The organism is Neobacillus sp. SuZ13 (genome assembly GCF_030123365.1).
In the GTDB taxonomy this organism is placed as follows: Bacteria; Bacillota; Bacilli; order Bacillales; family Cytobacillaceae; genus Neobacillus.
Genome location: NZ_CP126107.1, coordinates 2,222,771 through 2,236,802, shown reverse-complemented (window position 1 = coordinate 2,236,802; position 14,032 = coordinate 2,222,771). Strand labels below are relative to the sequence as shown.

11 protein-coding genes are annotated in these 14,032 nt (G+C 38.6%); 2 read left to right on the top strand and 9 right to left on the bottom strand.

Translation table 11 applies throughout. The annotated features are described in order from the left end of the window. Nucleotides 1-23: 23 nt before the first annotated feature. Together QNH17_RS10695 and QNH17_RS10690 are read right to left on the bottom strand one after the other, a co-directional pair. On the bottom strand, nucleotides 24-1,130 hold the full coding sequence (locus QNH17_RS10695) for an alpha/beta hydrolase family protein (RefSeq protein WP_283878660.1): 1,107 nt from the start codon (nucleotides 1,128-1,130) through the stop codon (nucleotides 24-26). 48 nt (nucleotides 1,131-1,178) lie between these two features. Continuing rightward, nucleotides 1,179-2,309 carry an FAD-dependent monooxygenase gene (locus QNH17_RS10690; RefSeq protein WP_283878659.1) on the bottom strand — a complete coding sequence of 377 codons (1,131 nt, stop codon included), beginning with the start codon at nucleotides 2,307-2,309 and terminating at the stop codon, nucleotides 1,179-1,181. Nucleotides 2,310-2,830: 521 nt separating this feature from the next. On the opposite strand from QNH17_RS10690, the gene QNH17_RS10685 reads away from it, so the two are divergent. Next, nucleotides 2,831-4,180 (top strand): MFS transporter, encoded by a 1,350-nt coding sequence (locus QNH17_RS10685; protein ID WP_283878658.1) that lies wholly within the window; start codon nucleotides 2,831-2,833, stop codon nucleotides 4,178-4,180. 97 nt (nucleotides 4,181-4,277) lie between these two features. On the opposite strand, the gene QNH17_RS10680 is transcribed toward QNH17_RS10685, so the two are convergent. The 5 genes from QNH17_RS10680 to QNH17_RS10660 all read right to left on the bottom strand — a co-directional run bounded on the left by QNH17_RS10680 (nucleotide 4,278) and on the right by QNH17_RS10660 (nucleotide 11,192). Next, nucleotides 4,278-6,032, bottom strand: a complete 1,755-nt coding sequence (locus QNH17_RS10680) for a sigma-54 interaction domain-containing protein (protein WP_283878657.1) — start codon at nucleotides 6,030-6,032, stop codon at nucleotides 4,278-4,280. 16 nt (nucleotides 6,033-6,048) lie between these two features. Then, nucleotides 6,049-7,815, bottom strand: a complete 1,767-nt coding sequence (locus QNH17_RS10675) for a sigma-54 interaction domain-containing protein (RefSeq protein WP_283878656.1) — start codon at nucleotides 7,813-7,815, stop codon at nucleotides 6,049-6,051. 220 nt (nucleotides 7,816-8,035) lie between these two features. Further along, nucleotides 8,036-8,950 carry a pseudouridine-5'-phosphate glycosidase gene (locus QNH17_RS10670; RefSeq protein WP_283878655.1) on the bottom strand — a complete coding sequence of 305 codons (915 nt, stop codon included), beginning with the start codon at nucleotides 8,948-8,950 and terminating at the stop codon, nucleotides 8,036-8,038. Then, complete coding sequence (locus QNH17_RS10665; RefSeq protein ID WP_283878654.1) at nucleotides 8,947-10,056, bottom strand: carbohydrate kinase; 1,110 nt, start codon at nucleotides 10,054-10,056, stop codon at nucleotides 8,947-8,949. The genes QNH17_RS10670 and QNH17_RS10665 overlap by 4 nt, the downstream gene beginning before the upstream one ends. 50 nt (nucleotides 10,057-10,106) lie before the next feature. Continuing rightward, nucleotides 10,107-11,192, bottom strand: a complete 1,086-nt coding sequence (locus tag QNH17_RS10660; RefSeq protein WP_283878653.1) for a BMP family lipoprotein — start codon at nucleotides 11,190-11,192, stop codon at nucleotides 10,107-10,109. A 253-nt stretch (nucleotides 11,193-11,445) separates the two neighbouring features. Here QNH17_RS10660 and QNH17_RS10655 point away from each other — a divergent pair, with 253 nt between their 5' ends. Continuing rightward, a complete protein-coding gene (locus tag QNH17_RS10655; RefSeq protein ID WP_283878652.1) occupies nucleotides 11,446-12,357 on the top strand; it encodes a nuclease-related domain-containing protein in 912 nt (303 codons plus the stop codon). 792 nt (nucleotides 12,358-13,149) lie between these two features. On the opposite strand, the gene QNH17_RS10650 is transcribed toward QNH17_RS10655, so the two are convergent. Continuing rightward, nucleotides 13,150-13,452 carry a hypothetical protein gene (locus QNH17_RS10650; RefSeq protein WP_283878651.1) on the bottom strand — a complete coding sequence of 101 codons (303 nt, stop codon included), beginning with the start codon at nucleotides 13,450-13,452 and terminating at the stop codon, nucleotides 13,150-13,152. Between the two features lie 45 nt (nucleotides 13,453-13,497). Next, nucleotides 13,498-14,031 carry a sugar phosphate isomerase/epimerase family protein gene (locus tag QNH17_RS10645; RefSeq protein WP_283878650.1) on the bottom strand — a complete coding sequence of 178 codons (534 nt, stop codon included), beginning with the start codon at nucleotides 14,029-14,031 and terminating at the stop codon, nucleotides 13,498-13,500. Nucleotide 14,032 lies beyond the last annotated feature (1 nt).

Genomic DNA, 14,032 nt, shown 5'->3' with positions numbered 1-14,032 from the left:
TCCTAATAATGAAAAATATGATATTATGCGTTCAACTGAAGCTTGAGCCAATCGTACATTTCGTAAGTTTCGGTTACGTTATCCACCTGGCAATGAGCGGAACCCGGACTGCTTTTTGGAACAATTTTCAACCATCTTGGACAAGTTAAATGATTATATAGATTGTAGGCGTTCTCTACGGAGACCTGACGATCATCCTCACCATGAATAATGTAGGTTGGCATGATGATTTTTTCAGCCACCCCTTTAAGATTAAATAGGTCTAGCTTTTGACGTGCCTCAGTCATGGTTTCCGCGCCTACAACATGCTGAAGAATTTTTGCCAAAGGATGATTATCTGGACGCTTAGACCAAACTGATTGATAATCATAAACTGCCCCCCAAATGGCGCATGCCTTAAAGCGAGGTTCAAAGGCTGCAGACCTTGCTGCCATATAACCGCCCATGGATACGGCCATTATTCCCACACGATTAGCATCGACATCAAGGTTTTGAATGGCCCAGTCATAGGCAGCAGTCCCCGCCACATTGTAATCGTATCGGGAAGGAATATGATTTAACCTTAATGCACCGCCCTGTCCGGGACCATCTACAGCTAGAAGGGCAATTCCCCGTTCCTTTAATAACTGGGCAGGACCAAAATAAAGTTCCTCAGCTGTGGAATCAAGCCCGCCAAACATAACCACTAATGGGCTGTCTTTTTTGCCCGGGACTTCGAAAAAGTATCCTGGCAGGAACGAGTTTTCATAAGGAATTTCAACTGCCCTTGGCGGGTTATCCAGCATCTCCGCTCCTTTTCGAAAGGATTCAACCCCTTTTAAATAGGTTGGTATTTTTCTAGGATCGTCTGGCTGAAGGAAAAATTCTGCCGTCCGAATATAATTAGAAGCCCGTAAATAGGCTGCTCTAGCCGTTTCAATCTGTTCTTTGTCGAGGGCTTCATTGGCAACAGCTAGTGAGCGGTTACCCATTCCCATCCATGCGTTGTGAAAGCTATCCGTATCACCCAGGGTAATGTTGCCTGCTGCTTCCAGGATTTCATTTACTTCACCACCGCCAAAGTGGGCTTGGCTAAACATCCTAACAATTTGGTAGGACCACATATAATGTTCAGGAAAATAATGCCACATTTTACTACACTCCATACGTATATTATTTTTTGACTCTAGGACGGTCTATTAAATGGCCTCTGTCATTTTCATGAGGCTTTGTGCGACAATTGCGTTCGGGTTATTCTCTCTAGGCAGCCTTCCTTCTAACTGAAGAAGTTCCCAGTTAACCAGTTTGTTTGAATTTTCAACAATAAATTTACAGCGCTCAAAACGTCTTTCCATGAATTGATTTAATATGTCTGGTAAAGGTGCGTCTGTTTGAAGCAATTCCGCTAAAACAAGGGCATCTTCAATGGCAATCGCCGCTCCTTGTGCTAAATGAGGAACCGTTGCATGAGCAGAGTCACCTATCAAAATCACCCGATCCCGATACCAAGGTTTCTCAACAATTAGGGTCTCGAGCGGCCGATACACGACTTCTTTTGGATTGGAAATTTGCTCACTTAATTCAGCAATTAAACCTCCAAATTCATTAAAGGCCTCACGCATTAGCACATGCAGTTGGTCCTCTGGTTTCCATGGATTTCCGGGTTCTGCCGTAACAATAAAGACATAAGCGCTATCCTTTGTCATCGGAACGATTCCGGCCTTTGCTTTCTGCCCATAATACATCGTAATGTTCTCGATATCCTTAGGACGCTCTAGCGTGTAGCGCCAAACGGCTTGGCCCACAAAGTTCGGTTCAATTTCACCAAACACCATGTTTCGAACTTTCGATCTGACTCCATCGGCTCCAATTACAAGATCATAGGTCCCAGAGGTACCATCAGTAAATGTCGTATAGACAAAATTAGCTGCACTTTCAATTACTTCTACAGTCGTGCCCATTCGAATGTTAGTTCCATGGTTTAAAGCGGTCCGAAGCAATATATCGTGAAGATCTCTTCGCGGTATTCCTCCCGTCATGTTGAACTTACCGGAAGGATGAATAGGTGCATCAAAGATCATATTTCCTTGTGAGTCACGAATATGTAAGGCTGAATGAGTCGTTCCAACAGCTAAAAATTCTTCCATGAGCCCGAGTGCATCAATGGCCCTAAGTGCATTTGACTGCAGAATGATGCCCACCCCATAAACATTCCATTCCTTTTGCTTTTCAACAATTTCTGTTTGAATTCCAGCTTTCTGTAAAGCAATAGCTGTTGCCAGCCCTCCAATCCCCCCTCCAACAATTAGAACCTTTTTTACGTTTGACATGAAAACCCCTCCTTTTATTTGGTTTTAGGATTCTTAACTTAAAAAATATTAATCTTTGCATTGTGCAGATAGTAAAAAGGTGAATGAATCCTATACCAACTAATAATGCAAGAAGCGTGCCAATATGGAAAACGCTATCATTTACAACATTCAGAAAAATAATCATTTAAATTTTTCCGATGTTTTTGTCCAAAATCACTACACTACTGTTCGAATTGTCCGAAATCAGTACAACAAACTTAGCTCGTTCTTGGGCAGTCATGCTGGAGCCAACCAAAAAAGCGGGAAAATTCCCGCTTTTTTATGTGTTTGATGGTTCTATCTACCCGATTCAGTATCAATATTCCGAAAAATATAAATATTTTATTGAAATTGAAACCACTAGTGTTTATAATTTCTAAATAGAGAACGCATTTCACTATAAGTAAAGTGTTATTAGTAATAACCGATAACAAAGAAGAATTTCTCTCAAATCTTCGTAAGCGTTATCATCTAATTTTATTTTTGAAGGGGATAAGAAAATGACAACGATTAATTCTACTGAAGTTATTGCAAACAGCAAATTTAACCGCTTTCATTTAGGGTTACTATTATGGAGTTTTTTCATTATCTTGTTTGATGGTTATGATCTGGTTGTCTATGGAACGGTTTTACCCACCTTGATAGAAAAATGGAATCTTTCATCGGTGGAAGCAGGAGCAATCGGGACCTATGGGTTATTTGGGATGATGTTTGGGGCTATCTTTTTCGGTACTTTGGCTGACCGGATTGGCAGAAAGAACGTAGTTGCTATAACGTTAGTACTGTTTAGTTTATTTACATTCCTTTGCGGCTTTGCCGAAACCCCTACTACTTTCTCAACCTTTCGTTTCTTAGCTGGCTTGGGTTTGGGAGGAATCATGCCGAATGTTATCGCACTATTAACTGATTATGCTCCTAAAACGATGAGAAGTATGATTGTAAGTATCGTATTATGTGGTTATTCTGTTGGGGGAATTCTTGCTCCCTTAATAGGGATCACCTTGATGCCAACATTCGGATGGAAATCAATCTTCTGGTTTGCGGGTCTTCCTCTATTATTATTACCTATTATGTATAAACAACTGCCTGAAACAGCCAGTTATCTTATCCGTACAGGCAAAAAAGAAAAATTGATTGCAACCCTTGCCAAAGTAAGTCCCGAATCACATTTTAGTCAAAATGACGAGGTTATCAACTTAAAAACCCAAGAAACAAAGGTTCCTATAATAGGATTATTTAAAGAGAACAGGGCCTTCAGTACGGTTATGTTTTGGACAGCATTCTTCAGTTGTCTATTGATGGTTTATGGTTTGAATACTTGGCTCCCAAAATTAATGATGGAAGCAGGATATGGATTAAACTCAAGCTTAGGATTTCTCATTGCCCTCCAAGGTGGAGCCATTATCGGGACACTTATAATCGGAAGACTTTGTGATAAATACGGTTCCAAAAGAATGCTTGTTCCGATGTATGCCTCAGGTGCCGTGGCTCTGACACTCCTAGGATTTGGAGGAAATACGTTAGTAATATATTTGTTAGTAGCCATTGCCGGAGCTGCAACCATTGGTGCACAAAATATTGTTCAGGCATATGTTTCCCAGTACTATCCTCCATCAATCAGATCTACAGCATTAGGGATGGCTTCAGGAGTCGGCAGGACCGGTGGTATGCTCGGGCCCCTTTTAGGAGGATTCCTACTATCAATTTCTTTACCAATTCCATTAAACTTTATCGCCTTTGCCATTCCTGGTTTGATTGCAGCTGCCGCCCTCTTAATGGTACCTATAAAAAATGCCTATCAATATGAAAACAATGCCAAAGATGAATCTATTAAAGTTCATGTAAGCTAATGGATTATAAAAGTCTCCCTTGGAAAAGGGAGACTCATTCCTTGTAACTGCTAAAATAAAAGTAGATTCCTTTTAACACATGAATGGAAATGGAACCCTAAAGTAATTGATACAGATACATTTTTTCATATAAAGTTGACCTAGCAATCCCAAGCTTTTTAGCTGCCTTGCTTTTGTTCCCATTTGACTCTTTAAGAGCGTTTATTATTAAGTGCCGTTCCATGACAATCTTGGGCTTATGTGAAGATGGTTGGTCAACAAAAGATTCATTTGGAGTGGGAGTAGAAGACGAATTCATATTTTGTAATCCCAACAAACGCTTCGGTAAATGTTGATTGTCAATTTCTCCATTTGCCAGAATTACAGCACGTTCCATTGTATTTTCTAATTCCCTGATATTCCCCGGCCATGTGTAATTTTCAAGAACCTCCATGATCCGACCTGAAAGGTATGGAACTTCCCTTTTTTCACGTTTTGCTGTCTTTTCCATTAATTTCTGAACGAGTAACGGAAGATCTCCTTTCCGGTCACGTAAAGCAGGGACAAATAAATTAATGACATTCAGTCGATAATACAAATCATTTCGAAAACTTCCTTCTGATACTTCTTGCGCCAAATTTCGATTTGTAGCCGCAATGATTCGTATATTAATTGGGATCGGTTCATGCCCTCCGACCCTTGTAATTGATCGGCTTTGAATAACACGGAGCAGCTTGGATTGAATTTCTAATGGCATCTCCCCTATTTCGTCCAGAAAAACTGTCCCTCCGTTGGCCCGTTCAAACTTTCCCATTCTGCCCCCTTTGCGAGAGCCTGTAAAAGAACCATCCTCATAGCCAAATAATTCACTTTCCACTAAATTTCTAGGGATCGCTGAGCAATCAATAACAACAAATGGCTTCTTAGATCGGTTGCTGTAATTATGAATGGATTGGGCAATAAGTTCTTTCCCTGTTCCGCTTTCACCTTCTATTAAGATACTTGAGTCCTGCAATGCCGCTTTTTGGGCTAAATGAATTAAGTTCTCCATTTCTTCACATTGATAAATAATATCGTCAAAATGAAAAAAACTCTTCGTGTTCACGATCATTTCTACTTCTTTTCTAACATCTTTAAAATGGTAGACAATCCCAATCGGTTCATCCAAATGATCATAGAGGGGGACGGAAGATAGTCGAAAATAATATTGCCCTTTATTAATTTTTATTTTTATTTCTTTATCTATAATTGGCTTACCGCTTTTCAAGATATGTAATGAAAATGCCTGACTATCCAAAACTTCAGAAATTGGCTTTCCAATAACTACTTCAGGAGTTAACCCCAGCATGTCCGCTCCGACTTCATTGATTAACAGGATGGTGCCGAATTTATCAACAGATAAACTGCCAGCACTAACAGTTTCTGTTATCTGTTTCATATGGTCATTTTTAAGATGAACCTCTTGAAGCTTTATGTGTGTTTCAAGCCGGGTGCTAATAAAATTTGCTAACAATTCTAAAATTAGCAGGGTAAATGGGTCATGGCCTATATGAGAAGTGCAAATTAGAAAGAATTTCGTTTCTTGTTCTAAAATAATCGGTGTGGAGTAAAGATACCTTAATTGTCCGGCCCTATCCATTCCGATGATTCGGTTATCGTAGCATGCCGTTTTATGGATGAATGTAAAATCAATGGGAAGTTCAATCCCTCTGTCACGTCCCACAACTACCTCTTTTAAAATAGGATCGTAATGACAAATGTAGGAGAAATCCAAGCCAATCATTTGCAGCTCTGATTCAACTTCATTGTCGTTTTTATACTGCTCAAAAACCTTTTTAACCTCGTCAACCACAAAGCCGGTCAGAAGGTTCATTTTAGAAAATACCCCCTTAATAAAATTCATTTACCGGTTCTATATGATATTTTGCAATTTTTTCATATAAGTTCGAACGGGAAATCCCTAATTTTCGAGCCGCCTGACTTTTGTTCCAATTCACATTACGGAGAGTGTTCATAATTAACTCCTTTTCCATCCCTCTAAATGAATTCACATTTTTATCAGTGAGATTTAAAGTTAAATGTTTTTCATGCTTTCTCTGCTCATCTAATTGAGCAGCATGAAGAATATTTTTAGGCAAGTGTTCAGGCTCAATCACATCATGCGCTATCAAGATGGCTCTTTCTATTACATTCTCTAATTCTCTTATATTTCCGGGCCAAGGATAACTTTCAAGAATTTTCATTGTATCCACAGAGATTTTTGGTGAATAGCGATTGGTTCGATTGGCTGCTACTTCCACCAATGTCTTGGCAAGTAATGGAATATCACCATCTCTCTCCCTTAATGAGGGGACAGTGAGCTGGAGGACGTTTAATCGATAGTAAAGGTCTAATCGAAAATTATCATTTTCAACCTCTTCCTCAAGATTTCGGTTCGTTGCAGCTATAATTCGAACGTTGCTAGGAATGGGATCATGTCCCCCAACTCGTGTAATCGTACGGCTTTGTAAAACACGCAGCAGTTTCACCTGAATTTCTAAAGGCATTTCTCCTATTTCATCGAGAAATACAGTACCGCCATTGGCCACTTCAAATTTCCCCAGCCTGCCTCCTTTGCGCGCTCCTGTAAATGCGCCATCTACATATCCGAATAACTCACTCTCTACTAAATCCCTTGGTATAGAGGAACAGTCAATCACAATAAACGGTTTTCCTTTTCGCTGACTTTGATTATGAATAGATTGAGCGATCAATTCCTTACCTGTCCCGCTTTCCCCTTCTATTAATATATTGGACTCAGTTTTGGCAGCAACTTTTGCGGTTTTAACCAATTCATGCATGGCACGGCTTTTATAGATTAAATCCTCAAATTGAAAAATGGGCTGGATGCTGACTATACTCTCCAACTTTTTCATAATGATTTTCATTTCTTTGAATGTAATAACAACCCCAACAGGAAGTCCGCCTTCTAACAAAGGAATGACAGAAAAAATAAGATGAATCTTACCCTTTGGTAAATCAAAAAATACTTCCCGGTTCACCCAATTTTCTTTTGTATGGAGAGTTTCAAGTGGTGAAGGATAAAAATTTGGCAGGACTTCGACAAGTGGATGGTCTGTTAGTTCACTTTCTTCAAGTCCGAGGATAATTTCGCCAGTTTTGTTGATAAAAGTAATAATTCCTTTTTTATCGACGGTCAAATATCCTTCATCAATAGTGTTGGTAATTTGCTGCTGATATGTACTTTGCAAAAAAAGGGATGACAAATTCGGCTGTGTGACTATTTGATAACTGAGTTGTTTGGCAAGGAGGTCTAAAATTTGAAGTATTTTCTTTTGATTTTTTTCCGGATATATTAGGACCAAAAAATATTTATGCTCGCCTTTGTGCGAAATCGGCCGGATATAGATCCACTCCGATTGGGAGTCTCCGAATGAAAAAGTACTAGAATTGGATAATTGGCTCCACTTTACTCGTTTAATCCAGTCCATTCTATCTTCATTAAATTCTATTTTTCTTTCCTGGACATCGTAATGGCAATGGTATGTATAGAGATTGCTAAGGAGGATAATGTTAGATATTCCTGTTTCATAATTGCCAATTGAGCTGCAAACATTTTGAAAACAATCTAGTAAACCATATTCTAATGTACTCAATCTATATTCACCGCCTCTTACAATATCATTAACAATTTAGCACATCGGTTTAGGAAATGATTTCAATTAACGATCTTTCAATATGTATCAAATAATTATACCATATTATCAGATTATTTTGAAATATAGTAAAAACTATAAAAGAATAATAAAAAAAGCTTGTAGACCAATCTAGAGCTAGATTTGATCTACAAGCAGAAAGCATTTCTTCTTCTTTTTATTATTTCAATGCGTTAAAGCTTACAGCGATTTTTGCTCCCACAACAGCATTGTTTTTAACTAATGCAATGTTTGCATCTAGGCTTTTGCCTTCTGTTAGTTCTTTCACCTTACCAAGCATGAATGGCGTTACATCTTTACCAGTGATGTGGCGTTCTTCTGCCTCTTTTAATGCTGATTCAATGACAGCATTTATTACTTTCTCATCCATAGCGTATTCTTCAGGAATTGGATTAGCAATAACCGCTCCGCCTTTTAGGTTCAAATCCCATTTTACCTTTAATGTAGAGGCGATTGTATCAACATCATCTGCACTTAAGTTTAATCCGAATTCACTTTTGCGTGTATAGAAAGCAGGGAGTACATCAGTTTGGTAGCCAATAACCGGTACACCTTTAGTTTCAAGATATTCCATCGTTAACCCTAAATCTAAAATAGATTTAGCACCCGCACAAATAACGGCAACATTTGTTTGCCCTAGTTCTTCGAGGTCAGCTGAGATATCCATTGTGGTTTCTGCCCCACGGTGAGCACCGCCAATACCACCTGTAACGAAGATTTGAATATCTGCCATTTCTGCACAAATCATTGTCGCAGCTACTGTTGTTGCTCCAAGTTTTTTTGTAGCAATCAAATAAGCTAAATCTCGTCGTGATGCTTTTGCAACATCTGAGCTTTTACCGAACATTTCTAACTCTTCATCAGATAATCCGATTTTAATTTTTCCATCAATGATAGCAATTGTAGCCGGAACTGCCCCGTTATCACGCACAATTTGTTCAACTTCACGAGCAGTCTGAACATTTTGCGGATAAGGCATTCCGTGAGAAATAATCGTAGACTCTAAGGCAACAATTGGTTTTCCTTGTTCTTTAGCTGTCTGTACTTCGTCAGAGAATGTAATATATTGTTTCATGATAATTCCTCCATGTCTTTTTGTAGTTGTTCTGCTGATAAATCTTGTCGGACTGTATAGGGTGATTGCAATGTTTTAGATGCATTCATACTTCCAGTTTTGGCGATTTCAATTAATGATTTTCCCTCTAACCAAGAAAAAATAACAGCAGAGGAAAAGGCGTCTCCAGCCCCCGTTACATCGACAATTTCCTTAGTCACGATTGGAGGAACAAGAAAGATACCCTCTTCCCTATTCCCAATCATGGAACCTGCTTTTCCATTCGTAATGATAACATTGGAGATGCCGAGTGCTAGCCACTTTTCTACTGCATCTTTCCAGTCATCTTCATTTTTGATCTCTGTATGAAAATAAGTTTCTGATTCGTCTCGGTTCGTAATTAGCCATGTAACACCGTCTAAAGCATCCGGCAATCGTGCCATTTTTGGTGAAGAAACAGGTACTAAAACAATCGGTAGATTATGATTTTTAGCAAAATGGCATAAGAATTGGATGGTTTCTTTTGGACAATTTAAATCGACCATGATACATTTTGCTGAGCTTAATAATACATCATGCCTTAGCAGCAATTCAGGTGTGATTGCGTCGTACACTTCCATATCGGCTAAGGCAATAACTAATTCTCCATCTGAGTCTAAAACAGCTGTGTAAGAACCAGTTGATTTTTCAGGAAAATGGGTTACGGTTTCTAGGTTCATATAAAGATTTGATGCATCTTCTATGACTGACCAGTCCTTATCAACGCCGCATGCCGATATTAGTGACACTTCCATCCCAAGCCGTCCTAGGTTTTCAGCGATATTCCGTGCAACGCCGCCTGCATTCTGAGTGGCATAAATAGGATTGGAAGTTCCTAACTGGGCTTTTTCTTTGATATGGAATTTTCGGTCTATGTTGGCGCCGCCGATACAAATTACCCGTTGTGATTCACTTAAAATGTAGGCCCTGCCTAAAATATTTCCTTTTCTAGTTAAACCAGAAATAATATTAGCGATCGAGGGTCGGGATAACCCTAATATTTCTGCAAGCTCTTGTTGAGAAACATATGGATTCTTTCTTATTAAATCGAGTATCAAAAGCTCTTTCTCCGTCATTCTCTCAGGCATATAACACACCCCATAAATTACACTAATCCTGTCCTACCTAATCAGTGTTATTATTTTGGATTAAACGTTTTTAATTCTTTACGTGTTTCAGGAACTTTTACAGCACCTGATTTAATCTTATCGACCCATTCTTTTACTGTTGCTTCAATTTCAGCTTTGTTTTCTGCTTTTGCATTAATCGGTGCTAAGCCAACACCATCTTCACTCAAACCATATAATGCAACCTCGCCGCCAGGGAAATTGCCATCTTTTGTTTTTGTTGCAAGGTCATTAACAGCGATGTCGACCCGTTTTAGTGCTGATGTAAGGACAACATCTGGACCCATGTCAGCTTGGTCACGGTCAACCCCAATTGCCCAATATTGTTTGCTTGGGTCTTTTTTCTGTCTGTCATTAGCTTCCTTAAATAGACCAACACCAGTAGCCCCAGCTGAGTGGAAGACAACGTCCGCACCGGAGGAATACATTTTAGATGCAATCGATTGACCAAGCTCGGCCTTGTCAAACGCACCTGCATACTGAACATCAACTTTTACCTCTGGCTTAGCTGCCTTAACACCAGCCAAGTAACCAGATTCGAAACGTTCAACAACAGGAATTTCCATTCCGCCAATAAATCCAATATGGTTAGTTTTTGTTGAGAGAGCAGCAGCTACTCCTGCAAGGAATCCAGCCTCTTGCTCCTTAAATAAAATACTTGCTACGTTTGGCAGTTTTACTTCAGCGTCCACAATTGCAAATTTAGAATCTTTTTGTTGATTCGCAATTTCTTCAAGTGATGCTGGCATTAAGAATCCGATAGCGTATACTAAGTCAAATCCTTGACGAACAAGAGTATTTAAGTTTGTTGTATAATCAGCATCTGATTTAGAAGCAAGATAATCATAGCCGCCTTTACCTTTTGTTAAGCCATTCTCTTTACCAAATTTCTCAAGACCTTCCCAAGAAGATTGGTTAAATGATTTGTCATCCACACCGCCGATGTCAGTCACCATACCTACTGAGAAGCCTTTTCCATTTTCTCCGCCCTTAGTCGTATCGTTTCCTTTGTTGTCATCACTTTTCCCACAAGCACCTAATAGTGTTCCTGCGGCAAGTATAAGTGATAGTGCCATTCCAGTATTCCGCTTATTCAATTGATGTTCCCCCTAATGAATGTTATAAGATTAAGCAGCAATAGATTATTAAACATTTGTTTATAATGTAAACTTACGTTTATGATTATACTTCTAATAAACTTTTAGGTCAACTTTTTTTAATCTAACATTACTTAAACAGTGGTCAGGGAAACACTTGAGGTAAAGTTAACCAAATATTCACTTCTTATTAGTACCCTTGTCCATATTTTTTTATAAAATAAGATTTGAATAAGAAGAAAGGTTGTGGCATATGGCTTATAAGCCCCGTTTTGAATCAAAGGAATTAAAGATTTTAAGAGTGTTAAATAAACGGATGATGTTATCTGAAAAGGACAAGCAGCACTTTTTCACCCTTAAGAAGGGGTTTGAAGGAGAAGTCATGTTTGATAAACTAACCGAGGAGCTCCAATGCGAATGCTATATATTGAATGATCTGCTGTTTAAGGTAAACAACACCTTATTTCAAATAGACTCCTTGATTATTACTTCTGGTAGAATCTTCTTTTACGAAATAAAAAATTTTGAGGGGGATTATTTTATTGAGCCAAACACAAACCGCTTATACAAAAAGCCCAAAAAAGAATATAATAATCCACTTCTCCAATTGATTCGCAGCGACTCCCTGCTCCGTCAATTACTTCAGAATATTGGGTATAACTTGCCAATCGAGGCCCAAGTCGTTTTTATTAATCCCGAATTTACCCTATACCAAGCCCCCCTCGACAGTCCTATTATTTTTCCAACACAATTAAATAGCTATATGAGAAAGTTAGATGCAATTCCTTCTAAATTAAACGGAAAGGATAAACTGCTTGCTGACAAATTGATTTCTCTTCATATTGAAGAAAATCCTTATACAGTACTGCCACATTATGAATTTAAGAAGTTGCGCAAAGGAATAACTTGTGCAGTGTGTGACTCATTTTCAATTCATGTTAACGGTAAGATATGCAAGTGTGGAGTCTGTGGGCACGAAGAGTTGGTTACGGTTGCAGTTTTACGAAATGTAAGCGAAATACGACTTTTATTTCCTGAAATGAGGATTACCACGAATTTAATTTATGATTGGTGCATGGTGATAGAGTTAAAAAGGACAATTAAGAGGATTTTAGTGAGGAATTATAAACAGATTGGAGTTCGTCAGTGGACTTATTATGAATGAACTTTCTATCGATTGGAGTTTAGGTCATCACGGGATTGATGATGACCTTTTCTGATTCTTTCCTCCTGAGGTTTGGTCGTCATCCGCTTGGTGATGACCTTTTTTGCTTCTTACTTCCTGGGGTTTGGTCGTCATCCACTTGATGATGACCTTTTCTGCCTCTTACTTCCTGAGGTTTGGTCATCATCCGCTTGGTGATGACCTTTTCTACTTCTTTCCTCCTGAGGTTTGGTCGTCATTCGCTTGATGATGACCTTTTCTGCTTCTTTCCTCCTGAGATTTGGTCGTCATTCGCTTGATGATGACCTTTTCTACTTCTTTCCGCCTGAGATTTGGTCGTCATTCGCTTGATGATGACCTTTTTTGCTTCTTACTTCCTGAGGTTTGGTCGTCATCAGCTTAATGATGACCTTTTCCGCCTCTTACTTCCTGAGGTTTGGTCGTCATCCACTTGATGATGACCTTTTCTACTTCTTTCCTCCTGAGGTTTGGTCGTCATCCCCTTGTTGATGACCTTTTCCGCTTTTTACTTCTTAAATTATGGTCATCATCCGCTTGATGATGACCTATTCCCCTTCTTCCTCGTGAGTTTTGGTCGTCATTCGCTTAAATGATGACCTTTTCCACCTATTTATCAAAATAAATATCGGTATTTCTTCATTTAATACAACACTCTCGTATGGATATTTCATGCTTCCTCCCCACTATTAATAAAATAATACAATTAAAAAAACCGCATAAGTTCTAGCAATCACTTTGCGGTTAATCTTGCTTACAAATATGTTGTATAGATTAATTAATTTTTTTAAGTCCAAGTACGTATTTTTCCATGACTTTTAAATCATTCTCAATACTTGAGAATTTATCTTCAAGGTGTCCCTCATTTTCTACAATGGCATAACGGATATATCCTAATCGATGTAACTTCTGATAGGTCTCCTGAAAATTTACAAGTCCGTTCCCTAGATTAACAAAATCAGTTGGTTTCACATACTCTGTGTAGATTTTCATCGTATCTAAAGTGTTTACTTGTGGTGAAGACATAAAAATATTAACTGGATTTACGTGCTTACCTAAGTTTTTTTGGTGGACCATATCACAACGATTCCCCAGTTTTTCAAGTAATGCCAACGGATCATGTCAACCTCTCATCACCCATACGAGGTCTAACTCAAATTTCACATGTGCTGGATCCGTATTTTCTACGAGTAGTTCAAATAATGATGTTTCTTCTATTCTCTTAAACTCATGTGCATGGTTATGATAGTAAAAGTTTAAACCCGCTTCTTTGCACTTCTTTCCAATTAGATTTAGATGTTCTGCTGTGTGAAGTGTGTCTTCATATCCTGAGATCATTGCCATTGGGAAAACAATCGACTGACAACCAAGTTCTGCATTTTCTTCAATAATCCGATCCCAATCGGCATCCATAATTGCTCTCCCTGGAGCAACACCTTCATGTGCTGAAAAAGCATTTAATCCTAAATCACTTAACTTTTGTTTAATTATCGGAAGAGAAAAAGTATCGGTGTAGCGCTGTCCCGTAGAAAAATTTACAGTTATCAACTCGACATTTTGATATCCCATTTCTGCATCCTTTTCTAAGGTGCCGAAGTAATCTTCGTTTAATTCTTTAAATACTGAAAATAAATTCAATCCAATTGCCATTGTCATA